Source organism: Streptomyces sp. NPDC102360, from assembly GCF_044766085.1.
Lineage (GTDB): Bacteria > Actinomycetota > Actinomycetes > Streptomycetales > Streptomycetaceae > Streptomyces.
The window spans coordinates 173111-196563 of the sequence record NZ_JBIWLG010000014.1 but is presented as its reverse complement, the minus strand read 5'-3'; the positions used below and the strand labels follow the sequence as shown (position 1 = coordinate 196563).

The 23453-nt window shown below is 71.1% G+C and carries 19 protein-coding genes, 2 tRNA genes and 1 pseudogene; 14 read left to right on the top strand and 8 right to left on the bottom strand.

From position 1 onward, the window contains the following. Positions 1-194 precede the first annotated feature (194 nt). From ACIRHA_RS37435 to ACIRHA_RS37405, 7 genes and pseudogenes are all read left to right on the top strand, one after another. Positions 195-1124 carry a phosphatase PAP2 family protein gene (locus ACIRHA_RS37435; protein ID WP_403855260.1) on the top strand — a complete coding sequence of 310 codons (930 nt, stop codon included), beginning with the start codon at positions 195-197 and terminating at the stop codon, positions 1122-1124. Further along, positions 1048-2190: pseudogene (locus ACIRHA_RS37430) on the top strand (hypothetical protein); the annotation flags it as partial. The gene ACIRHA_RS37435 and the pseudogene ACIRHA_RS37430, both read left to right, overlap by 77 nt. Positions 2191-2323: 133 nt before the next feature. Beyond that, a complete protein-coding gene (locus tag ACIRHA_RS37425; RefSeq protein WP_403855258.1) occupies positions 2324-3910 on the top strand; it encodes a hypothetical protein in 1587 nt (528 codons plus the stop codon). After that, positions 3907-5247, top strand: coding sequence for an AAA domain-containing protein (locus ACIRHA_RS37420; protein WP_403855256.1), 1341 nt, complete (start codon positions 3907-3909; stop codon positions 5245-5247). Before ACIRHA_RS37425 ends, ACIRHA_RS37420 begins: the two co-directional genes overlap by 4 nt. 191 nt (positions 5248-5438) lie before the next feature. Continuing rightward, complete coding sequence (locus ACIRHA_RS37415) at positions 5439-5789, top strand: hypothetical protein (RefSeq protein ID WP_403855254.1); 351 nt, start codon at positions 5439-5441, stop codon at positions 5787-5789. A gap of 134 nt (positions 5790-5923) precedes the next feature. Then, positions 5924-6565, top strand: coding sequence for a bifunctional DNA primase/polymerase (locus ACIRHA_RS37410; protein WP_403855252.1), 642 nt, complete (start codon positions 5924-5926; stop codon positions 6563-6565). Next, a tRNA-Lys gene (locus ACIRHA_RS37405) sits at positions 6556-6629 on the top strand. Before ACIRHA_RS37410 ends, ACIRHA_RS37405 begins: the two co-directional genes overlap by 10 nt. A 187-nt stretch (positions 6630-6816) precedes the next feature. Here the strand turns inward: ACIRHA_RS37405 and ACIRHA_RS37400 are convergent. Further along, positions 6817-8106, bottom strand: a complete 1290-nt coding sequence (locus ACIRHA_RS37400; RefSeq protein WP_403855250.1) for a M6 family metalloprotease domain-containing protein — start codon at positions 8104-8106, stop codon at positions 6817-6819. A gap of 306 nt (positions 8107-8412) precedes the next feature. Between ACIRHA_RS37400 and ACIRHA_RS37395 the strand changes: the two genes are divergently transcribed. Then, a complete protein-coding gene (locus ACIRHA_RS37395) occupies positions 8413-10296 on the top strand; it encodes a putative bifunctional diguanylate cyclase/phosphodiesterase (RefSeq protein WP_403855248.1) in 1884 nt (627 codons plus the stop codon). 28 nt (positions 10297-10324) lie between these two features. Here ACIRHA_RS37395 and ACIRHA_RS37390 read toward each other — a convergent pair whose 3' ends face one another. The 3 genes from ACIRHA_RS37390 to ACIRHA_RS37380 form a co-directional block, all read right to left on the bottom strand. Further along, positions 10325-11404 carry an LLM class flavin-dependent oxidoreductase gene (locus ACIRHA_RS37390; protein WP_403855246.1) on the bottom strand — a complete coding sequence of 360 codons (1080 nt, stop codon included), beginning with the start codon at positions 11402-11404 and terminating at the stop codon, positions 10325-10327. Between the two features lie 193 nt (positions 11405-11597). Then, entirely contained in the window at positions 11598-12329 is a 732-nt protein-coding gene (locus ACIRHA_RS37385; protein ID WP_403855244.1) for a decarboxylase, read from the bottom strand. Between the two features lie 3 nt (positions 12330-12332). Further along, positions 12333-13157 carry an aspartate/glutamate racemase family protein gene (locus ACIRHA_RS37380; protein WP_403855242.1) on the bottom strand — a complete coding sequence of 275 codons (825 nt, stop codon included), beginning with the start codon at positions 13155-13157 and terminating at the stop codon, positions 12333-12335. Between the two features lie 359 nt (positions 13158-13516). Here ACIRHA_RS37380 and ACIRHA_RS37375 point away from each other — a divergent pair, with 359 nt between their 5' ends. The 6 genes from ACIRHA_RS37375 to ACIRHA_RS37350 all read left to right on the top strand — a co-directional run bounded on the left by ACIRHA_RS37375 (position 13517) and on the right by ACIRHA_RS37350 (position 19111). After that, positions 13517-14935, top strand: a complete 1419-nt coding sequence (locus tag ACIRHA_RS37375) for an amidase (RefSeq protein ID WP_403855240.1) — start codon at positions 13517-13519, stop codon at positions 14933-14935. 108 nt (positions 14936-15043) lie between these two features. Then, complete coding sequence (ehuB, locus tag ACIRHA_RS37370) at positions 15044-15976, top strand: ectoine/hydroxyectoine ABC transporter substrate-binding protein EhuB (protein ID WP_403855238.1); 933 nt, start codon at positions 15044-15046, stop codon at positions 15974-15976. Then, positions 15973-16716, top strand: coding sequence for an ectoine/hydroxyectoine ABC transporter permease subunit EhuC (gene ehuC / locus ACIRHA_RS37365; RefSeq protein ID WP_403855236.1), 744 nt, complete (start codon positions 15973-15975; stop codon positions 16714-16716). Before ehuB ends, ehuC begins: the two co-directional genes overlap by 4 nt. Then, the gene (gene ehuD / locus ACIRHA_RS37360) at positions 16713-17360 is read left to right on the top strand and encodes an ectoine/hydroxyectoine ABC transporter permease subunit EhuD (RefSeq protein WP_403855234.1); all 648 of its coding nucleotides are present in this window, start codon (positions 16713-16715) and stop codon (positions 17358-17360) included. Before ehuC ends, ehuD begins: the two co-directional genes overlap by 4 nt. Next, complete coding sequence (gene ehuA, locus ACIRHA_RS37355) at positions 17350-18165, top strand: ectoine/hydroxyectoine ABC transporter ATP-binding protein EhuA (RefSeq protein WP_403855232.1); 816 nt, start codon at positions 17350-17352, stop codon at positions 18163-18165. Before ehuD ends, ehuA begins: the two co-directional genes overlap by 11 nt. A 175-nt stretch (positions 18166-18340) precedes the next feature. Beyond that, on the top strand, positions 18341-19111 hold the full coding sequence (locus tag ACIRHA_RS37350; protein WP_403855230.1) for an IclR family transcriptional regulator: 771 nt from the start codon (positions 18341-18343) through the stop codon (positions 19109-19111). Between the two features lie 268 nt (positions 19112-19379). On the opposite strand, the gene ACIRHA_RS37345 is transcribed toward ACIRHA_RS37350, so the two are convergent. The 4 genes from ACIRHA_RS37345 to ACIRHA_RS37330 form a co-directional block, all read right to left on the bottom strand. Further along, positions 19380-19453: transfer RNA gene (locus ACIRHA_RS37345), tRNA-Lys, on the bottom strand. A 54-nt stretch (positions 19454-19507) separates the two neighbouring features. After that, the gene (locus tag ACIRHA_RS37340; protein WP_403855228.1) at positions 19508-21178 is read right to left on the bottom strand and encodes an AMP-binding protein; all 1671 of its coding nucleotides are present in this window, start codon (positions 21176-21178) and stop codon (positions 19508-19510) included. Positions 21179-21386: 208 nt separating this feature from the next. After that, on the bottom strand, positions 21387-21998 hold the full coding sequence (locus ACIRHA_RS37335; protein WP_403855226.1) for a lytic polysaccharide monooxygenase: 612 nt from the start codon (positions 21996-21998) through the stop codon (positions 21387-21389). 161 nt (positions 21999-22159) lie between these two features. Continuing rightward, positions 22160-23269 (bottom strand): SPFH domain-containing protein, encoded by a 1110-nt coding sequence (locus ACIRHA_RS37330; protein WP_403855224.1) that lies wholly within the window; start codon positions 23267-23269, stop codon positions 22160-22162. Positions 23270-23453 lie beyond the last annotated feature (184 nt).

Here is a 23453-nt window from a genome sequence, read left to right as displayed (position 1 = left end):
TGAACATAGGACGAGCGGGAAGGATCGCCCCGTCCATCATCCCGCAATCCACAGGGAGGTCGCCCGAGGGCAACCCGCAACGTGATCGTTGCGTCTAGGAAGGTCAGGGCTCGCCCACGCGGAGCCCCATATACACCGTAAAAGTGAGGCGTGGCCAGAGGCCGCCGCACGAGCGAAGAGGGGGAGCGGCCCGCATGTCGCAGACCGACGAGGCACCGCGCACGGAAGCGATACCCGGCGCCGGGCTCCGCTGGTGGACGGAACTGCCGCTGATCCTCCTCGTGTACGGCGCGTACTCGGCGGGCCGGCTGCTGGCCGGTGGCAACGTGCGGCAGGCCGTCGACCACGGTCTCGCGATCCTCCGGGCCGAGCAGGCCGTGCACCTCAACTTCGAGCATCCGCTGAACCGTCTCTTCACCCGCGAACCGTGGATCGGCGTCCCCGCCGACTTCTGGTACGCCTCGCTCCACTACCTGGTCACGCCGATCGTCCTCGTCTGGCTGTTCCGCCGCCGCGCCGAGATCTACCGGACGGCCCGCACGTGGCTGATGACCTCGACGGTGATCGGCCTCGTCGGCTTCATCCTCCTTCCGACCGCCCCGCCCCGGCTGCTCGCCGCGGGCCACGGCTTCATCGACACGATGGCCCACTACAGCTCGTACGGCTGGTGGGGCGACGCGGCCAGCGCGCCCAAGGGCATGGGCGACATGACGAACCAGTACGCGGCGATGCCCAGCCTGCACGTCGGCTGGGCGCTGTGGTGCGGCGTCCTGCTGTGGCGACACAGCCGCTCCCCGTACCTGAAGGCGGTGGGCGTCGCGTACCCGCTGCTCACCACGGTCATCGTGATGGGCACGGCCAACCACTACTTCTTCGACGCGCTCGCCGGGGTCGTGGTGATGGCCGTTGGCCTGCTCCTGACGAAGCCGGTGCGGCTCGTCGCGGCGCTTCTGACGGACCGGGCGTACGGCGTGCTCGCGGGGGCGGGGGTCACACCTTCCGCCCCGCAGACCCCGATTGTCAGTGGAGAGTGCCAGACTTTCCCGGGTGAGCGAATTCCCCGACAGCGCAAGGCAGCCAGGTCGCAGGACAGCGGCGACGGGGCTGCGGCACCGGCTCGCTGAACTGCGCGGCCCGGACCATCCGCCGCGTCCGCTGGACGCCCGTGCCCTCGCCGCGCTCGCGGCGAACCCGGGCTGCCGAAGGCGGGCACTCCTGGACGGCGCGGGGGTCGACAAGGCGCGTATAGCGGATGCGTTGGGCTCACCGTCCTCGTTCGGCCAGTCCCAGTTCGCCCTGGCCCGCGGCAACGTGTTCGAGGCGCGGGTGAAGTCGGACGGCGGCTCGGAGCTGCTGGGGCTCGTCCACGCACGCGTGGACGGCGCCGCGCCCGAGCCGACCCTCGATCTCGTACGGGTCCCGGATCTGTCGGCGATCGGCCCGGAGGGCCGCACGGCGCGCACGGCGCTCGCCCTCAGGGAAGCCGTCGAGTCGCCGGGGACCTGGACGTTCCTCGACCACCCGATGCTGGCGCTCGACGTGGCGGGCAGCCCGGCGTTCCTGGAGCCGGACGCGGTGGTGGTGCATCCGGACGGCAGCTGGACGGTCGTCGAGATCAAGTCGTTCCCGATGATCGACGGCGCAGCGGACGCGTCGAAGGTGGGCGCGGCGGCCCGCCAGTCGGCGGTGTACGTGCTGGCACTGGAAGAGGTGGCCGCCCGGATGCCGGACGCGGGGATCCGGGTGCGGGACCGGATCGTGCTCGTGTGCCCCAAGGACTTCTCGAACCTGCCGGCGGCGTCGGCGGTCGACGTGCGCAAGCAACGCTCGGTGACGCGCCGTCAGTTGGCGCGCCTGACCCGCGTGGAGGACATCGCGGCGGCGCTTCCGCCGGGCACGGTCTTCGACCCGGAACTGCCCACGGCCGAGCTGACGGCGGCGGTCGAGGCGGTTCCCGCGACGTACGCGCCGGAGTGTCTGGCGGCGTGTGAGCTGGCGTTTCACTGCCGTGATCGGGCGCGTGAGGGCGGGGCAGTGACGGCCCTCGGGCGGCCGCTGCGGGCCGAGCTCGGGTCGCTGGCGACGGTCGACGAGGTGCTTGCCGCGGCGCGCGGGGAGGAGGGGGATCCGGCGGATCCGACGGTGGCGGCGTTGCGCCGGGCGGCGGCGTTGCGGGTGGAGGCGTTGGGGGTGTGCGGTGCTGAGTCCGATGCGCGGCACCGTGCCCACGCCACGGGGCTCCGCCCCGGCCCCCGCTGGCTCTCGTCACAAGAGCGGGGCTTAATGTGCGCACCGGCGTACGAACCCGTAAGGAGACGCCCCTGTGAGTCTGATCGATCACCTGGCCCGGCTGGAGGCCACCAGTACGGGGCGGGCCCAGCGCAGCGCCACCGTGCGGCACCGGCATCTCTCCCAGCGGCCGCTGGTCCTCGTACCGCTCACGACGGCCGGTGAGACCGGTGCGCCGCTCGGTGCGCTCGTCGGGACCGAGCGGACCTCGCCGCGGCTCCTCGTCGTCCCGCAGCCCCGCGACCGCGACCTCCGCTTCGCGTTCCTGACGCAACTGGCCGATGAGGTCCTGCCGTACATCGACACGTACGCCGCCGATGTCGAGGCCGCCGAGCGCAGCGAGGTCGACCCGGAGACCGGCAAGAAGGTCAAGGTCGAGGTCGAACTGTGCGCGGACGCCCCGCAGATGATCGTGCCGGGCCGCGCGGGCATCGAGTTCCTCCGCCTCCTCGGCCGCTCCATGCGCTTTCGCCGCACCGCGGAGCAGGACCCGGAGACGCCCTACCCCGCGCCGCCGCACGTCCCGCTCCTCGGCCGCTGGCTCACGCACTTCGGCGAGCGCGCACGCGTACCCGGCTCATCCCTGCTCCTCGCGATGACGGACCTGCTGTCGCGGCACTGGGCGACGGGCCAGTCGAGCCTGGAGGACCAGCACTTGGGCGCGCTGCTCGCCTGGATCGAGGCACCGGAGGGCACATCGGGGGCCGCCGCCGCGATCAGTGCCGAGCTGGACCGCGACAAGCACGGTCAGCTGCTCTGCCCGCCGGCGGGCCCCGCCACGGACCCCGCTTTCGACAACAAGCTGCTCGCACCCGCGATCGAGCGCTACGACAAGGCCCGCACACGCCACGCGGCAGCGGACGACGCGGTCGAGGCGGAGGGCCGGCTCGCCGAACTGACCGCCGCAGAGCGGGAGATCCACGCCCTGGTCGAGTCCCGTACGCGGCCCACGTGGGACGCTGTGTGGCGCGGGCTCGACCAGCTGTGCACGCTGCCCGAGGGCGCGTACGCGGCGGAGCGCTGGACCCGCGACCGCTGGTCGTTCACCGGCCACCGCGACCGGGTCCTGGCCGGCGAGCCCCCGCAGCCGCGCCGCGACGACGCGGTGACGGCGGCGAACAAGCTGGCCGCGCGCGAGCGCGAGCAGGCCCGCCTGGACGCGCAGGAGGCGCTGGACGACCCGCTGGTGATGGCGGGCCGCCGCCTCTCCGGCGAGGCGTTCGCGGGCGAGGTGACCGAGTTGGTGGCGGCGTACAACGAGAAGAAGCGGCCCCGCCCGCTCGTCACGCTGCGCACGGACGACGGGCCGCGTCTCGGTGCGGGAGTGAAGGTGTACCGGACCCTCGAAGGCAAGCCGCAGACGGCCGAGTTCGTGGAGTACGAGGAGGGTGACACCTCCGCGGTCGTGCTGCGGATCCTGGACAAGATGGGGCGCGGCAAGGAGCCGGCCGAGGGCTCGCTGCCCGAGAAGGGCGAGCGGGTGTGCTGGACGCTGTTCGAGCACGAGCAGCGCGGCGGCCCCAAGCTGCCGGAGCCGGAGGAGACGCCGTGGACGCACGGCGGACCGCCGGGGACGGCCGCCGAGGCGCCCGACACCGTGACTTCGGAGGACGTACTGTGACCGCGACGACCACCGCCCTCAGCCCGTCCGACGCGGCCGGGCAGGCCACCGCCGCCATCCTCCGCGACACCCTGCACGGCACGGCGCGCGGCATCGTCGTCGACTCGCCTCCCGGCGCGGGGAAGTCGACGCTCGTGGTACGAGCGGCGCTCGAACTCGCCGACGCGGGCCGCCCGTTGATGATCGTGGCGCAGACGAACGCCCAGGTGGACGACCTCGTCCTGCGACTCCACGCGAAGAACCCGGAGCTCGCCGTCGGCCGGCTGCACAGCAGCGACCCGGACGCGTACGACAAGGCGCTCGACGACCTGCCGAACGTCCGTCTGTCGACGAAGGCCGGCGATCTGGCCCCGCTGCCGATCGTCGTCTCGACGGCCGCGAAGTGGGCGCACGTCAAGGCCGACGACGCGGGAGGGCCGTGGCCGCACGCGATCGTCGACGAGGCGTACCAGATGCGCTCCGACTCCCTGCTGGCCGTCGCGGGGCTGTTCGAGCGGGCGCTGTTCGTGGGCGACCCCGGCCAGTTGGACCCGTTCGCGATCGTCGGCTCGGAACAGTGGGCGGGCCTCTCCTACGATCCGTCGGCCTCGGCGGTGTCAACGCTGCTGGCCCACAACCCGCAGCTGCCGCAGCACCGCCTCCCGGTCTCCTGGCGGCTCCCGGCCTCCGCGGCGCCGCTGGTTTCCGACGCCTTCTACCCGTACACACCGTTCCGCAGCGGCACGGACGAGGGCGACCGGGAGCTGAACTTCCTTACGGAATCGGACGGTTCGGGCCCCGACCAGGTCATCGACGAGGCGGCGGCCTCCGGCTGGGGCCTGCTCGAACTGCCCGCCGCGCACACGCCGCGCACGGACCCGGAGGCGGTCCGGGCGGTGGCCCTGGTCGTACGGCGGCTGCTCGACCGGGACGGCGTCACGCGCTCCGAGTCCGGCACGGGCTCGCTGACGGCCGAGCGGATCTGCGTCGGCACCGCGCACCGCGACCAGGCGGCGGCGGTGCGGGCGGCGCTGGCGGACCTCGACGTCCACGACGTCACCGTGGACACGGCGAACCGCCTCCAGGGCCGGGAGTTCGACGTCACGGTCGTCCTGCACCCGCTGTCCGGCCGCCCGGACGCGACGGCGTTCCACTTGGAGACGGGCCGGCTCTGCGTCCTCGCGTCGCGGCACCGGCACGCGTGCGTGGTGGTGTGCCGGGCCGGCGTCGCGGACCTCCTGGACGAACACCCGTCGGCGGACCCGGTACAACTCGGCGTGACCGTCAAATTCCCGGACGGCTGGGAGGCCAACCACTCGGTCCTGGCCCGCTTGGGCGAACACCGGGTCCCGTATTAAGCCCCTGCGGCGATTGAGCAGCATCTTTTAAGCCCCGCTCTTGTGACGAGAGCCAGCGGGGTCCGGGGCAGAGCCCCGATCTTTTGAACCCACCCACCCGGCGGAGCCCCTCGCCCTCTTGCGGCCCGACGGACAATGGAAGGTGGCCCGGCACGGAACCGCGGGCCACCCCGGCAACAGGAGGCCGCACCATGGCGGAGCCCGACCGTACTCACCAGCCCCGGCTGCGACCCGCCCCGCTGATCTTCGAACCCGCGGATGCGTCGGCCGACCCGGAGCACTTCTTCGACCTGGAGTCCATCGAGGACCCCCGCGACCTGCTCACCCGCGCCACGGAACTGACGCACGCGTTCCGCTCGGCGGCGGACCGGTCCATGGAGTTCCAGGCCGTCGCCGCGGCCCAGCTCGCCGACCCGCGCCGCTTCGACCGGCTCACCACGGCGGACATCGCGGAGCGCGCGGACTGGACAGAGGACTACGCGAAGAAGATGGTCGAGTTCGGCCGCGATCTGCTGCGCGGGGCTCAGGAGCGGACGACGTAACGAGGGCCGCGCCTCGCCGGTAAAGATCATTTGGCATATGCCAGTGGGGCAAGATACTCCACCCCGCCCACGCCTGTCCCGATTTTCCGCAACCCTTGGCAATCGCCCCTTCACCCCCTGTAGATGTATGAGGCATGAGCACTGCGACGCCTCCGTACTCCCCCCACGTCTCGTCGGCCACGGCCCCTGGCTCGCGTGACCACTTCGACATCTGCGACGTCACGCCCGAGGGTGCCGCCTGGCTCGCCTCCGCCGGGGCGTATCCCCGCTCCACGCTCGCCCACTGGGAGGCGCGGCCCACGGCCCCCGTCGTCCTCCCCTGCGGTTCCGCCTTCGACGTGGTGAACGTGCCCGCGATCTTCGGCCGTCGGATGTTAGACCGGCTCTGGTCCGAGGGACCCGGTTCCGGGCCCGTCGCCACACACCGGGGCCGCATGCTCCTGTTCACCGCGCCGGGCACGGCGCAGCGCCTGCCGGCCCTCCTCCACTGGGAGGAGTGGGGCTCCTCGGTGCCGCCGCTGCTCTACCACGGCGCCGGCGACGCGGTCACGGGCCCGGCCCCCACGACCCACGCCGCGCTCCGGCCCGACCAGCGCCAGGAGTCCCGCTGGGTGGTCGCCCCCGACACCCGTCACCCCTGGCTGCCGGGGCCCGAGGTGATGCGCTGGGCGTGCGTCCGGGCGGCCCGCGCGAGTGCGCAGGCCGCGGTACGGATTTCGATTTTTCCTGCCCCCGATCCTGGTGCTAATGTCTACGACGTCAACCGGCGCCATTAGCTCAGTTGGTTAGAGCAGCGGACTCTTAATCCGCGTGTCCGGGGTTCGAGTCCCTGATGGCGCACATTGTCGAGGGCGGCCTGTGTTCGCGGAAAGCGCGAACCGGGTCGCCATTGTCATTTCTGCGCGGCTTCGCCGCGCGCAGTGGGGGCTTCGCCACCCACACCCCCGGCAGATCAAGCCCCGCCGGCGATTGAGGCGCGGGGTCCGGGGCAGAGCCCCGTGACCGCAACGCCGGTGCCGGTGTGGGATCAACCCGCCGTCGTCACCTTCACCGTCCACGCGCCGGAGGCCGTCCGGCCCTCCGCCTCGACGCGGATGTCGTCACCCGGCACCGTGAAGGTCTCCCCCACCCCGACGGGCGCGTCGGCCAGGGGCGGGTAGACGGACTCGCCGTAGCAGGCCTCCGTACGAGGATGCGCGTCGAGGACCTCTATCGGGCCGCCCCCGGAGGAGGAATCGCTGCGTACGCGGTAGACGAGAACACCCCGACTACAGGTCGCGGCGTCGTTGCCGGACCCACCCCGAGCCTCCAGCGCGATGGCACTGTCGACGCCCGTACGGATGACGGCGAGCTTGGTGCCACCACCCGTACCGAAGGGCGCCCCCGCCCCCCGCGGCTCCGTACCGAGCGGCTCCAGGGTCAACCGCGTCTCACCACTGCGCTTCACACACGCCACCTGCCGCCGCTCCAGCCACCCCAGCTTCCACTTGTGCCACCCGAACAGATCCGGCGAAAGCCCGAACTGGCTGCCCATGACGTCCCAGTCCCCGACGTACGTGTCCCAGTCCCCCTTGCCGTCGGTGGGCCGGTGGTAAAGGTCGGGCAGGTCGAAGACGTGACCGGTCTCGTGCGCGAGGACGTTCCGGTCCGGCGGATGGCGCTCGAAGACCGTCACGATGCGGTGGATGTCCGTGCCGTCCGCCCGCATCGGCCGGTCGAAGTTCACGACCTTCGTCGCGTCGGAGTCGACACCGGGCGCGTCCGGGTCGGCGACGAAGTAGACGACGTCGTACTTGCTGAAGTCCGTGTGCGGATCCGCCGCCTTCAATGCGTCCCGCAGATACGCGCCGCGGTGCGCGGCGTCCCAGTCGCGCTGTATGGCGTACGAGGTCGAGGCGTGCGGCATCTGGACCCACTGCCGCTGCGGATGCGGGACCAGGGAGAACTTTCCGTACGAGGCCCGGTCGAAGAAGCGGCTGGTGGACGGGAAGTAGTCGGAGGCCAGCTCGTCGGGCGTGGCCAGCGGCCGCGCGTCGGGGAACGAGAGGAAGACCATCACGGCGTTGAGGGTCTTCCTGGGCTTCGGGTACGCCGGGTTCCAGCTGTCCAGGCCCTCGGAGTGGTGCGCCGGAGTGCGCTCCAGGGCGCAGGGTCCCGCGAACGGAACGGCCGAGGCCGGTCCGGCGAGCAGTCCCATGGCGGCCACGGCGGCGAAGGCGGTGAGCGCCGCCGCGAGTGCGCGAGGGCGTGGTGTGTCCACTCCCCCGAGTGGCTGCGGACGCGGCAAGTCGACCTCCGGGACGGGAAAGCGGGACACCCAACCCAGAGTGTTGGCGTTTGATGTGATTTGCCCTGTTTATCTGGCCCGGATGAGTGAGTGGACGACACTCCCGCCGATCACGGAACGCCACAGTCGATCGCCCGCGATCTGGGTACGACAGGAGGTGGGGCAGCGGCGAGCAGAAACGATCTACCGGGGTGGGGCACGGCGGCCCGGAACCCGCGTACCCCGTGCTCCAGGCTGGATAGGCCGTCCGACCTGGCCCTATGATCGGCACACTTTCCTGCCGGGACCCGGCCGCAGCAGATCACGCAACCATCCGACGCATCACGGGAGCGAGCGGTGAGCGCACAGCCCGAAGGGCCCACGACCGCGCACTGGGTGGCCCCGCCCGGCCTGCGCCACGACCCCCTCGCGGGGATCCCGGGGCTCACGGAGGACTCCGAGAACCAGGAGACCGCGCAGGCCCTCTACCGGCCGGCGTTCGCGACGTCGCCGCTGGCCATGGCGGTCGTCGACCGCCGTGGCGTGATCGTCGGAGCCAACGACGCCGCGTGCGCGCTGCTGTGCGGGGAGGACATCGGAGAGGACGCCGGGGAGAGCACCGGAGCGGACACCCGGCGGCTCACCGGCCGCGCCGTCGACGAACTGCTCGACCTGCACTCGGACCCGCGCACCGCGGACGCCTACCAGGAGATCCTGCGCGGGCGGCAGGCCCGGCTCAGCCGCACCCGCCGCCTCAAGCACCCCTCGGGCCACTCGATGTGGCTGCGCGTCACGGTGTCACCGCTCCCGGACGCGGAGGCCGTGCTGCTCTCGCTCAGCGACATCACCGCGCACCGCGGCCTCCAGGACCGGCTGCACCACCTGGAGCTGCACGATCCGCTGACCCGGCTGCCCAATCGCGCCCTGTTCTTCGAGCGCGTCTGCGCCGCCCTGGAGACGGGGACGTACGAGAGCACCGGGACGTACGAGAGCGCGGGCGCCACCGGGCGTGTGGGGCTCTGCCTGCTCGACGTCGACGGGTTCAAGGCGGTCAACGACTCCCTCGGGCACTCCGTCGGCGACCGGCTGCTCGTCGCCGTCGCCGAGCGGCTCACGCACTGCGCGGACCGCGCGCAGAGCGCTACGGGCGCCCCGCTGGTGGCCCGGCTGGGCGGGGACGAGTTCGCGCTGCTCGTCGAGGACTCCACCGGTACGGAGCAGCTGGCCGAGCTCGCCCGGTCGGTGCTCGACGCGCTGCGGGAACCCTTCGACCTGGCCGGTCACCAGGTGTCGGTCTCCGCCTCCATCGGCGTGGTCGAGCGGCAGGTCACCGGCACCAGCACGACGGCCCTGATGCAGGCGGCCGACACCACGCTGTACTGGGCGAAGGCGGACGGCAAGGCCCGCTGGACCTTCTTCGACCCGGAGCGCAACGCCCACCGGATGACCCGTCAGGCCCTGTCGTCGAGCCTGCGTCCCGCGGTCGACCGGGGTGAATTCACCCTGGAGTACCAGCCGTTGGTGGAGATGGCGGACGGTGCACTGCGCGGGGTCGAGGCGCTGGTGCGCTGGCGGCACCCGCAGTTCGGCCTGCTGACGCCGAATCGGTTCATCGGACTGGCCGAAGAGGACGGCTCCATCGTGGAGTTGGGGCGGTGGGTGCTGCGGACGGCCTGCGCGCAGGCGCGGCGCTGGCAGGTGGAGCACCCCGAGGCGCCGCCGGTGTTCATGAGCGTCAATGTGGCGGTGCGTCAGATGTGGGACTCGGACCTGGTGGCGGACGTCGCGCAGATCCTCACCGAGACCGGACTCCCGCCGGAACTCCTCCAGTTGGAGCTGATCGAGTCCGCCGTGATGGGGTCGACGGGCCGGCCGTTGCAGGCGCTCCACGCGCTGAGCGACATGGGTGTGCGCATCGCCATCGACGACTTCGGCACCGGGTACTCCAACCTCGCGTACCTCAGCCGGCTGCCGGTGTCGGTGCTCAAGCTCGACGGGGCGTTCGTGCGGGGGTTCCAGGGAGACGGGTCCGCGCCCGCGGAGCCGGCGGACGCGATGATCGTCGAGGCGCTCGTGCAGTTGGCGCACCGGCTCGGGCTCACCGTGACCGCCGAGTGCGTGGAGACGGCGGAGCAGGCGGAGCGGCTGCGCCGGCTCGGGTGCGACACCGGGCAGGGGTGGCTCTACTCGCGGCCGGTGGCGGCGGATCGTATCTCGGGGCTCCTCGCGGAGCGCGGATGATCCGCCGCCGTCACGCGACCAAGGACCTTCAGGCGCTCGGCAACCCGTAGGCGTCCGCGATGAGTTCGTAGGAACGCAGTCGTACGTCGCCGCCGTGGGCGTTGGCCGTGAGCATCAACTCGTCGGCGCCCGTGCGCTTTTGCAGCTCGTCGAGGCCGGAGCGGACCTCGTCGGGGGTGCCGTGGATGACGTTGGAGTTCCAGGAGTTGATGAAGTCCTGCTCCATCTCGTTGAACTGGTACGCCTCGGCCTCTTCGGGGGTCGGGACCAGGCCCGGTCGGCCGGTGCGCAGCCGGACCATGTTGAGGGCGGCCGCGAGCACCTGGCGGCGGGCCTCCGTGCCGTCGTCGTCGGTCGCGAGGGCCGAGACGCCGATCAGGGCGTAGGGCTCGGAGAGCAGCTCGGACGGGCGGAAGTTCTCGCGGTACAGGTCGAGCGCCGGGAGGGTGTTCTGCGCCGAGAAGTGGTGCGCGAAGGCGAACGGGAGGCCGAGGGTCGCGGCCAGGCGGGCGCTGAAGCCGGAGGATCCGAGGAGCCAGACCGGCGGGCGGTTCGGGTCCTGTACGCCGCCGGGGGAGGTGGCCTGGACGGGGCCGGGGACCGCGTGGATGCGGGAGTACGGGTGCCCGTCGGGGAAGTCGTCGTCGAGGAAGCGGGTGAGCTCGACGAGCTGCTGCGGGAAGTCGTCGGCGCCCTCGTTCAGGCGGTCCGAGCGGCGCAGCGCGGCTGCCGTCGCGCCGTCGGTGCCGGGGGCGCGACCGAGGCCGAGGTCGACGCGGCCCGGGGCCATCGCCTCCAGCGTGCCGAACTGCTCCGCGATCACCAGCGGGGCGTGGTTCGGGAGCATGACGCCGCCGGATCCGAGGCGGATGCGGTCCGTGTGGGCGGCCAGGTGGGCCAGGATCACGGCGGGGCTGCTGGAGGCGACGCCCGGCATCGAGTGGTGCTCGGCGACCCAGTAGCGGTGGTAGCCGCGGTTCTCGGCGAGGCGGGCGATGTCGACGCTGGTGCGCAGGGCGTCGGTGGCCGTGCGACCCGCTCCGACGGTGACCAGGTCCAGGACGGAGAGGGGGGTCGGGGCAGTGCCCTGGGCTGCGCCGCGGATCACGGGTCCTCCTGCGAATACGTTCGGTACGGGTGGGTGGTTCGACCCCTCCGTAACGGAGGCCTACTCCGGTTTATTCCCCCACCCCGCCCCTTCCCGAAAGTCCTGCCGGACGGGCCTGCTCAATCGCCGCAGGGGCTTGATAATCAAGCCCCGCCGGCGTTTGAGGCGCGGGGTCCGGGGCGGAGCCCCGGCCTTACACCTGGACCACCGGCTCCTTCGTGAAGAGTGCGCCCAGGGCCGGCGCGTTGACCCGGCGGTCCACCAGGCGCAACGCCTCCCACACCGTGACCTGGTTGGCGGTGAGAACCGGCTTACCGAGGTCGGCCTCCAGGTCACGGACATACGCCGCCGTGTGCAACGCCGTATCCGGCAGCAGCACCGCGTCCGCGTCGGGATGGTCACCGGCACGGGCCATGGCACGCACCTCGTCCCAGCCCCACGTGCCCACCTCCGCCGCCGTGACGATCCCGCTCCCCCGGACCGACACGACCTCCGCGCCGCCCGCCTTCAGGAACGTCGCGAAATGGTCCGCCACGTCCTCCGGATACGTCGCGGCGACCGCCACCCGCCGCGCCCGCACCTCCCCCAACGCGTGCGCGAAGGCGAAGGACGTACTGGAGGCCGGCAGCCCCGCCGCCATCGCGAGGCCGCGGACCTGCTCGTGCGCGCCGTCCCAGCCGAAGACGAAGCTCCCGGACGTGCACGCCCAGACCACCGCCTCCGCACCGGAGAGCCGCAGTTCCTCGACCCCCGCGGCGAGGCGGTCGGGTGCGCCCATCTCCAGCAGCGCGTCGACGCGGTGCGCGTCCTCCCCGATGTCGGTGTGGACGACGGACAGCCGCACATCGCTGTCGATCAGCATCTCGATGCGCGGATAGTCGTCCTCCGCGGAGTGTCCGGGGTACAGAAATCCCAGCGAGGTCATGTCCTACGCCCACCCTTCCTGTTCCTTCGACCGTTCCCTCGGCAGATCCTCCGGAGGCAGCGCCTGCGGCAGGTCCGCCGGGGGCCACACCCGCGCCGCCGGATCGAGCAGCGCCTGGTAGGGCCCCACGGCACGGGTACCCAGTCGGGCGAGGGCTGCCCACATCGTGGCCTGATTGGCCGAGATCACCGGGATTCGCAGCTCCGCCTCGAGCTGCGGGATGACGTCGTACGTCGGCAGGTTGGTGCAGCTGATGAAGAGCGCGTCGGCCCCGGAGCGCCCCGCTTCCCTGGCCATCGCCGCCACGTCCCGGTAGGGCACCTTCCAGATGTGCCGGGTCAGACCGAGGAAGGCCCGCCCGGTGACCGTGATGCCCGCCTCCGCCAGATACTCCTCCAGCGATTCGGTGACCGAGCGCGTATAGGGCGTGACGAGTGCGACGCGGCGCGCGCCCACCTCGGCCAGGGCCTGGAGCATGGCGCCCGACGTGGTCACGGCGGGCAGCTCGCCGGCCCGCCGCATCGCCGCGCACAGCGCCCGCTCCCCCGCGACACCGCCGACGAAGCTGCCGGAGGCGCAGGCGTACGCGAGGACTTCAGGACCGGTGGCGCCGAGCGCACGCACCGCCTCGCCGAGCGTCTCGTGCTCGCTGACGAGCCGCGCCAGATCGAGGCCGACCTCGACGGGTACGAACGGCGTACGGGTGAGATGGAGGGAGATGTGGTCGGGCACCCAGCGCCACAGCTCGCGGTCGAGAGCGAAGTCGAACGGGGCGACGACGCCCACACCGCGCTGCGGTTTCGGTCCCCCCAGGAATGAGACGTCCATGAGCAGGCCCCATGTTCAGCTGACTGATCAATGCCGGTGTGGTGCTTGAGCCGGCGAACCGCCGGGACGTCGGGACAGCGACAGCGCGAAACAAGGTGCAGGAACCCGGTTGAGTACCTCTGTTGTCGACGGTAGGTTCCGGTGCCTGCGGGGTCAATCCGCACATGTCGGCAGGTGCCGTGGACCTTTCCGGTGATCTTTCCGGTGTTCACGAAATAGGTGGCTGTTCCCGACTTCTCGCGTCCAGGAAAGCGGATCTTCATTGCCGGACGGTTTCCCCGCGATGTCCGTGCCTGACGAGGTGATCCTGGGTAGGTCGTCCCCGGCAACGTATCGCGAGCGCTGGTGCTGGAGGGCGGATGACGGGCGAGCTCATCGGACTGACCGCGCAGGACCTCATCGAGGGATATCGCAAGGGAGAGTTCAGTCCGGTCGACGCGACGCGCGCCGTGCTCGCGAGGATCGAGGAGACGGACCCGGCGCTGAACGCGTTCGTGCGGGTCGACGCGGAAGGGGCGCTCGCCCAGGCGGAGGAGAGCGCGCGGCGGTGGCGCGCGGGCGAGCCGACGGGCCTGGTCGACGGGGTGCCGGTGTCGGTGAAGGACATCCTGCTGCAGAAGGGCGCGCCGACGCTGCGCGGCTCCAGAACCGTCTCCGCGGAAGGGAACGCGGAAGGTAATTGGGACGAGGACTCCCCCTCCGTGGCCCGGCTGCGCGAGCAGGGCGCGGTCCTCGTCGGCAAGACGACGACGCCCGAGTTCGGCTGGAAGGGCGTGACCGACTCACCGCTGTCGGGCGCGACCCGCAATCCGTACGACACCTCGCGTACGGCGGGTGGTTCGAGCGGCGGGAGCGCGGCGGCGGTCGCGGTGGGGGCGGGACCGCTGTCGCTGGGTACGGACGGCGGGGGTTCGGTGCGGATCCCGGCCTCGTTCTGCGGGATCTTCGGCCTCAAGCCGACGTACGGGCGGGTGCCGCTGTACCCGGCGTCCGCTTTCGGGACGCTGTCGCACGTGGGGCCGCTGGCCCGCACGGCGGCCGACGCGGCGCTCATGATGGATGTGATCTCGGGCCCCGACCCGCGGGACTGGTCGGCCTCCGGACCGCCGTCCGGCGGCTTCCGGGACGCGCTGCACGGCGGGGTGCGCGGTTTGCGGGTCGCGTACTCGCCGACGCTGGGCGGTCAGGTCGCGGTGCGGCCCGGCGTCGCTTCGGTGGTGCGCGCGGCGGTGACGCGGCTCGCCGAACTCGGCGCGTACGTCGAGGAAGTGGATCCGGACTTCACGGATCCGGTGGAGGCGTTCCACACCCTGTGGTTCAGCGGGGCGGCGCGCGTGGTGCAGCATCTCCCTGCGTCCAAGCGGCAGTTGCTCGACCCGGGGCTGCGGGAGATATGCACCAGGGGCGCGCGGTACAGCGCGCTCGACTATCTGGCGGCGGTCGACGCGCGGATGGAACTCGGGCGGCGGATGGGCGCCTTCCACTCGACGTACGACCTGCTGGTGACGCCGACCGTGCCGATCACCGCGTTCGAGGCGGGAGTTGAGGTTCCGCGACGGTCGGGGCTGCGCCGGTGGACGGGCTGGACCCCGTTCACGTACCCCTTCAACCTGACCCAGCAGCCCGCCGCCTCCGTACCCGTGGGGCTCGACGGGGACGGTCTTCCGGTCGGCCTCCAGCTCGTGGCCGCGCGGCACAGGGACGATCTCGTACTCCGGAGCGCGCACGCGTTGTACGAGGCCGGAGTGGCGAGTCACGCCAGTCCCAATACGGCCTGAATCGCGTGAAGTTGGGATATGGCCGGATTGCAGTGAATTCAGATCTCGGCTTTATCAAGGGCTGAAAACGATAGGCATACCTCTCGGGGCTCCGGGTAATGGCGCGCCATGGCTCCACCACTTGGTAACAATGAGGGATTCATCGCCAGACCAGTACGCCGCCGCTCTCTGCTCTACGGTGCGGGAGCGGCGGCGCTGGGTGTGTTCGGCGCATCGGCCTGTAGCCGCGTGCCGGAGGAGGGGAAGGTCGAGGGCGGGGATCTGCTGGACCGGCTGCGCGACGCGGGCGAGGTCAGGATCGGCGTGGCGGGCGAGGTCCCGTTCGGCTATATCGACGCGAACGGCGAGGTCACCGGGGAGGCGCCGGCGATCGCCAAGGTGATTTTCCCGCGCCTCGGTGTACCCAAGGTGAAGGCGGTACCGACCCAGTTCAGCGCCCTGATTCCGGGGTTGACCCAGGCCCAGCAGTTCGATGTGGTGTCGGCGGGGATGTACATCAACCCGGACCGCTGTGCGCAGGTGCTGTTCTCGGACCCCGACTACCTGATGCCCGACTCGTTCATCGTGCGCAAGGGCAACCCGCACGGCATCAAGACGTACAAGGAAATCGCGGAGAAGAAGCTGAAGTTCGCGACGGGCACGGCCTACGCGGAGATCGATACCGCCAAGGCCTTGGGCATCAAGGACATGCTGATCCTGCCCGACCAGGTCGCCGGGCTCGACGCCGTGCGTCAGGGCCGAGTCGACGCCTTCGCCGGCACGGCCGTCACGGTCCGCAGGGTGATCAAGGGCAAGAGCGGGGTCGAGGGCGTCGCCCCCTTCCAGCCCTACGTGGACGGAAAGCCGGTCTACGGAGCGGGCGGATTCGCGTTCCGGAAGTCGGAGATGAACCTGCGCGACGCGTTCAACAAGGAGCTGCACAAGCTCAAGGACAGCGGTGAACTCCTGCGCATCATGCGGCCCTTCGGCTTCACCGAGAAGGAGATGACCGACCTCACGGTCGAGAAACTCTGCCCCCCTGCCAAGGGAGCCGCCTCATGATGTCCGCCAAGTTCTTCGAGAACTGGTTCCTGCCGGGTATCTGGATCACGCTCGAGATCACGGTCCTCAGCGCGCTCTTCGCCTTCGTCATCGCGTTCATCATCGGCGTCCTGCGCACCTCGAACGTATGGGTCGTGCGGTTCCTGTCCGGGGCGTACTTCGAGATCTTCCGCAGCACGTCCTCGCTGGTCTTCATGTTCTGGATCGCGTTCACCGTGCCGATGCTGTTCCACATCAGCTTCCAACCGATGTTCGCGGGCATCCTGGCGCTCAGCATCACCTACGGTGCCTACGGTTCGGAGATCGTGCGCGGCGCACTCGCCGCGGTGCCGCCCGCCCAGCGCGAGGCCGGCATCGCCCTCAACTTCACGCGCGCCCAGCGCCTGCGCCGCATCGAGATCCCGCAGGCCTGGCCTGAGATGATCCCGCCGTTCAACAACCTGCTGATCGAGCTGCTCAAGGGAACCTCGCTGGTGTCCCTCATCGCGGTGGCCGACATGACGTTCGCGGGCAACCTCAAGCGGCTCGTCTCCGGTGACAGCGCGCCGGTCTACACGCTGCTGCTCGTCCTGTACTTCGTCTTCGCCTTCGTCTTCACCCGCCTCATGCGCCTGCTTGAGCGGCACGCCAAGAGCCGCGTCGGCCAGGCGCCCGAGCAGGGCGGACTGCGCGTGTTCCTCGGCGGTATGCGCTCCAAGTCGACGATCGACGCCGTCACCGGTGCCGGAGGTGCCAAGTGAACTGGGACTGGTCCAACGTCGCGGACTTCATGCCGCAGTTCTGGGACGGCGTACTCGTCACGCTCCAGGCCCTCGTCTGGGGCGCGATCATCGCCTTCGCCCTCGGCCTGGTGTGGGCGATCGCCCAGCGCTCGGAGCAGAAGTGGATCAGCTGGCCGGTGACGGTGGTCACCGAGTTCATCCGGAACACCCCGCTCCTGGTGCAGCTGTTCTTCCTGTTCTACGTCGTTCCCTCCTGGGGCATCTCGATGTCCCCGCTGGTCACCGGCATCGTCGGGCTCGGCCTGCACTACTCGACGTACACGTCCGAGGTCTACCGGGCCGGTATTGAAGGCGTGCCCGTCGGCCAGTGGGAGGCGGCCAAGGCGCTGAACCTCCCCAAGGGGCGCACCTGGCGCGCGGTGATCCTGCCGCAGGCCGTGCGCAGGGTGATCCCCGCGCTCGGCAACTACGTGATCGTCATGCTGAAGGAATCGCCGCAGATCATGGCGATCGGTGCGCTGGACATGCTGGGCGAGGCCCAGGGCTTCAGCCAGACCACCTTCACCTACGAGGCCATCAGCATCGTCGGTGTCGCCTTCATCGTCATCGCCTACCCGGCCTCTCTTCTTCTGCGAGTTTTGGAGCGTCGTCTTGTCCGCTGACAGCAGCACTTCCCAGGAAATCCCGAATCCTGCCGTCGACGGCAGCGAGCTCATCCGCTTCGACAAGGTCACCAAGCGGTTCGGCAGCAACACCGTGCTCGACAACCTGGACTTCTCCGTCGACTCCGGCAAGCACGTCACGCTGATCGGCCCGTCCGGATCCGGCAAGACCACGATCCTGCGGCTCCTGATGACGCTGATGAAGCCCGACGAGGGCACCATCAAGGTCGGCGGCGAGTACCTCACGCACGAGCAGCGGGACGGCAAGCTCGTCCAGGCCGGCGAGAAGCACATCCGCGAGATCCGCAAGAACATCGGGATGGTCTTCCAGCAGTTCAATCTGTTCCCGAACATGAACGTGCTGCGCAACATCACCGAGGCCCCGGTCAACGTGCTCGGCCTGCCCAAGGACGAGGCGGAGCAGCGGGCCAAGGAGTTGCTCGACATGGTCGGGCTCGGCGACCGCTGCGAGGCGTACCCCTCGCAGCTCTCCGGCGGCCAGCAGCAGCGTGTGGCGATCGCCCGCGCGCTCGCGATGCGGCCGCAGGTGCTGCTCCTGGACGAGGTCACGTCGGCGCTCGACCCGGAGCTGGTGGCGGGCGTGCTCGACGTCCTCCGCGACATCGCGCGCACCACGGACATCACCATGCTGTGCGTCACGCACGAGATGAACTTCGCCCGTGACATCTCGGACCAGGTCCTGATGTTCGACTCGGGGCGCATCATCGAGTCCGGTTCGCCGGAGAAGATGTTCGGGGAGCCGGAGCACGAGCGCACCAGGGAGTTCCTGAGCGCGGTCCTGTGACCAGCCGCTCACGGACTGGTGCATGACTTTGGCATATGCCACGGTGGCGCGTTCCTGCTGAGAGGCACGGAACGCGCCATCAATCTCCCCAACCGCCGCCCCCGAAAGGGGTGTTGGCGGCTATCGTGAACCTCGGCCCAGCTGTCCGGAACCGGTCCATGCAGGGGGAAGAACCGTGGCGCTGAAGCACGAGCAGGGTGCGACCCCGCACCAGCCGCACGAGGCGGTGCAGCACGCGTTGCGCGTGCTGGAGACCGTCGCGCACCGAGGCGTGGGCATCACCGACACGGAACTGGCGAGCGCCACGGGGCTGCCCGCCGACCAGCTGACGGTCCTGCTGCGCATGCTGCGCCGCGAGGGGTACGTCCAGCAGATCGCCGACGGGGCGTACATCACCGGCGAGACCCTGACCCGGCTCGGCGCCGCGGAGGGCCAGGCGGCCGCGCTCACCGCCAAGCTCCAGGCCACGCTCGACCGGCTGCGGGACGACGTGGGCGCGGCGGTCTACATGAGCCGTTACGTCGACGGGGAGATCCGGATCACGCAGATCGCGACGGGGCCGCAGACGCCCGCGGTCAACGAGTGGGTGGACTTCCGCGTCTCGGCGCACGCGAGCGCGATCGGCAAGAGCCTCCTGGGGCAGCTGGACATGAACGGGCGGCGCGACCACCTCTCCCGCCACAAGATGGCGCGGCTCACCTCGCGCACGATCACCAGCGAGAAGGTGCTGCTGTCCCGGCTCGCGGCGCAGCCGTCGACGGTGCCGGTGCTCGATCTTCAGGAGTACGCGGTGGGCACGGTGTGCGCCGCGGTTCCCATCACGGCGGGGGCGTCCGTGGGGTGTCTGGCGCTTTCGCTGCCGCTTGAGCATGCGCATCGGTTGCACGATGCGGCGGAGCAGCTCAACAAGGAGGCGGCGCCGGTCCTCCTGTCCTTGGCGATCTGACGCCACACCGGCGTCACGGCCTCGGGGCTCCGCCCCGGACCCCGCTGCTCAATCGCCGCAGGGGCTCAAAGAACCTGCTCAATCGCCGCAGGGGCTTGAAAGATCGCCTCAATCGCCGGCGGGGCTTGATAGATCAAGCCCCGCCGGCGGTTGGTATTTCCAGCCCCGCCGGCGATTGAGGCGCGGGGTCCGGGGCAGAGCCCCGCGGCCGCAACGACGGCGGACATGACGAAGGCCTCCCGCAGTAGCGAGAGGCCTTGTCTTCAGGTGCGCCATCAGGGACTCGAACCCCGGACACGCGGATTAAGAGTCCGCTGCTCTAACCAACTGAGCTAATGGCGCCGGTTGACGAGGTAAATACTACCTGGCCCCTGGGGGTGCTTTTGACCACCGGTGTCACGGGGGCGTGAGGAGGTCCGCGCGGCCGTGCTCCCGGTACTCCGTCGTCAGGGCCGCGTGGTCGTCGGTGGTCAGGCGGCGGTAGGCGGGGGCGCCCGGTGGGTGCCACCACAGGTCGCCGCCGCCCCAGAAGCCCTCGCGGCGCAGCTCCCCCCGCCGCACCTTGTTCGTCGCGGTGACCGGCATCCGCTCCACCACCCGGACGAACCGGGGCGCCATCTTCGTACCGAGGTCGGGCTGGGAGTGGAGGAAGGCGTCGAGGCGGGCCGGGTCGAAGGTGCGGCCTTCGTGGAGCGCGACCGTCGCCATCACCTGGTCACCCGCCACCGGGTCCGGCACCCCGTAGACCGCGACGGCCGCCGCGTCCGGCCAGCGGGCGAGGATGTTCTCGATCATGGCGGGGGCGAGGTTCTCGCTGTCGACGCGGATCTTGTCGTCGCCGCGCCCCGCGAAGTAGAGGAACCCCTCGGCATCCCGGTAGAAGTGGTCGCCGGTCCAGTACCAGCCGTGTTCGCGGACGCGCTCCGCGTACGCGGCGTCGTTGCGCCAGTAGCCCTCGAAGGGCGAGCGGCCCCGGTTCACCAGCTCCCCTATGGCCTCCGCGCCATTGAGCAGGCGCCCGCCCTCGTCGAAACGGGCCGGCGGGCACTCCGTCTTCGTCTCAGGGTCGAGCACCGCGAGGTCGCTGCCGGGGGCCGCCAGGCCGATCGCGCCCGCCGGGGTACCGGCCGTGCGCTGCACCGCGGCGCCGCCCTCCGAGGACCCGTACCCCTCGACGAGCCGCACCCCGAACCGTTCCTCGAACCGCGCCGCGTCCACGGCCCCGGCCTCCGTGCCGAAACCCACCCGGAGGGGATTGTCACGGTCGTCCGGCCGCTCCTCGGTGGCCAGGATGTACTGGACGGCCCGGCCCACGTAGGTGAAGTACGTGGCCCCGAACCGGCGTACGTCGCCCAGGAATCGGGAGGCCGAGAAGCGGCGGCGGAGCGCGACCCCCGCCCCCGCCGCGACGGCCGGCGCCCAGTCCGCGATGACCGCGTTGCCGTGGAAGAGGGGCATGCAGATGTAGTGCACGTCGTCCCGGCGGACCCCGAAGTTCGCCACCAGGGACTGCCCGGCCGCCGCCAGCCGGCCCTGCGTGCACAGCGCCGCCTTCGGGGCCCCGGTCGAGCCGGACGTGAAGTAGAGCAGCATGCGGGTGTCGGGCCCTACCCGGTCGTCGGCCTCCGGCTTCACCCCTTCGTAGGGCGCGAGCAGCTCCTCGTACGCGCCGGTGTCGGTCACGAGGATCCGGATACCCGGCAGGTCGAGACCGTCGAGCAGGGGAAGGTGGGCCCGCTCGGTGACCAGGACACGGCACTCGGTGTGCGTGATGTCGCGGGCGAGTTCGGCGCCGCGCCGCGTCGGGTTGAGGCCGGCGACGGCGGCGCCGGAGAGCGCGGCAGCGCCCAACCACTGGGGAAATTCTGGGGTGTTGTCGAGGAGCAGGCCGATATGGGGGTCCGCCGCCCTCGGCAGCAACTCACCGAGCAGCGCCGCACGGGCCGCCGCCCCGGCCGCGACCTGGTGATGGCTGAACACCTGATCCTCATACGCGAGCCCAACCCTGTGGTCACCCCAGCGCTCCTGAATGAGTTCCGCGAAGGTGTGCCTCGTCATGGTTCCCATGACGAGGACGGTAATTGACGACCCGTCAGATGTGGAGCCCTATGCCTGACCTCCACGGCGCCCGAGCAGCCCCTTCAAGCCCCTGCGGCGTTTGAGCAGGTCTTTCCAGCCCCGCCGGCGTTTGAGGCGCGGGGTCCGGGGCGGAGCCCCGAGGCGTGGGGCCCGGAGGCCCCGGTGCACCGTGGGGCGGCACACCGGGGCCGCGGGCTCAGAACGTGACGTCCGAGCACGCGTAGAAGGCGTTCGCCGTATCCGCAACGGTCCACACCGCGAGGATCACGTGATGCCCCGACTTCCCGGAGGGCAACGTGCCGGAGTGCGACAGCGTCGCCGGCGGCTGCCCACTGAACGGAACCGTGAGGAACGGCGCGGTCTGCAGCGCCGACCGGGTCAGCGGCTTGCTCTGGTCCCAGCCGTCCTTGGTGATGTAGTAGCGGAAGTCCGTGGTCGAGTGCCGCGCGGTGAACTGCCAGCGGAACGTCTGGCTCTGACCACCCGTCACCTTCGTGGCCGGCCAGGCGTTCCCGTTCGGCTGCTTGGCCGCGTCGAGCGCGCTGAAGTTGCCGTGCCCGGCCGAACAGATCTTGCCGTCGGCGGGTCCCGCCGCCGGGAAGCCCTTGGCGCCCTCGACGCTCTGCGGCTCCCACTGGATGTCGCCGCAGCCGCTGACGCCGCCGTTGGCGCACAGCTTCTGTCTGCTGACGGGCAGGTCGGTGTAGCCGTGCCCGCTGGCACCGCCCGCGGAGAGCGCGAACGCTCCCGCGGTCGTCAGGCCGAGCAGGGCCGCGTACGCCTTCGTACGCTTCGAGGTCTTTCGCATGCTGCCGCTCCTGGGGGGTGTTGGGAGTGCCGGAAGCCGTGCGCACAGCGATGGTTCGGATAGTTCAGGTCTAGACCAACGCACAATGTAGAACCGCGAGTTGGACATGTCCAGACCAATCGCGATTCCCGGCACGGCCCCTTCCGCTCACCCCCGGAGCCTCACTCCCCGCGGCCCGTGTAGAACGCCACCGTCAGGTCCTTCACGAGCAACTTGCGCTCGTAGTCGTCGAGATCGACGAGACCGCGCGCCGTCAGCCGCGTCACGGTGTCCTCCACCGAGTCGACGACCGAGGTGAGGACCGTGTCGCGGCGCCGCGCGTCGAGGGCCGCGATCCGGCGGCGCCGCATCGCCGCGGCCACCTCCGGCTCGTACTCGATCCGTGTGGGCTGCGCCGAGAACACCTCGATGCCGACCGGCGCCGCGTCCTCGGCGAGGCGCCGGGTGAGCAGATCGCCGAGGGCCTCGGCGTTGCGCAGCACGGGCGCGTCCCGGTCGCCGACCACGGCGGGCAGCCGGGACAGCACCCGTGCGAGGCCCGCCTCCACGCACTCGCGCAGATACGTCTCGTGGTCCTCGGTACCGAGCGTCGCCCGCGCCGTGTCCTTGATCCGCCAGGCGACGAGCACGACGACGCGCAGCGCCTCGCCATTGGTGTCGACCGCCGGCATCGGCTCGCTGCGCCAGTGCCGAAGACGCAGGTCGACCCGGCGGCGCACGAGCAGCGGGTTCAGCCACAGCAGCCCCGCCCTGCGCACGCTTCCCCGGTAGCGGCCGAAGCGCGTGAGCACCCAGGCCCCGCCGGTGCGCCCGCGCGCGAGCCCGCCGACGCCGAACAGGGCGAGCGCGCCCGACCCGGCGAGCGCCGCCCACTGCGCGGGCCCGAACCCGGCGCCCGCGTAGCCGTCGATGCCCGCGAGGTCGGTCATGATCCGGGGCAGCGCACCCGCCCAGCCGACCGCGGCCGCGGCCCCGGCCGCGCCCACCGCCCCGCCGAACACTCCGAGGGCACCGGGCAGCGCCCGGCAGGACCGCTCCTCCAGATCGGGGTCGACGGAGGGTGCGGGCCGGCGCGGCGTGCGGGCGGGCGCGGGACGGTTCGGGGTCTTCGTGGTCGCGCGCTCGACCTGGGCCTTGGTGACCACGGCGGGCCGCAGCGGCACGGCGACCGGGTCCGGGTCGTCGCGGAAGAGGAGGTGGACCGGGATCTCGGTGGTGGACTCGTTGCGAATGAGCCGCGCGGCGCGCGCCCCTCCGTCGGTTTCGCTCAAGGAACCCTCCGCGTTGCGTTCACGAGCCGTGGTGAGCCGGCCACCCTCGGCTGTTTCGGAGCCATGGCGAGCCGGACGCGCCTCGGCCGTTTCGGAGCCATGGCGAGCCGGACGCGCCTCGGCCGTTTCGGAGCCATGGCGAGCCGGACGCGCCTCGGCCGTTTCGGAGCCATGGCGAGCCGGC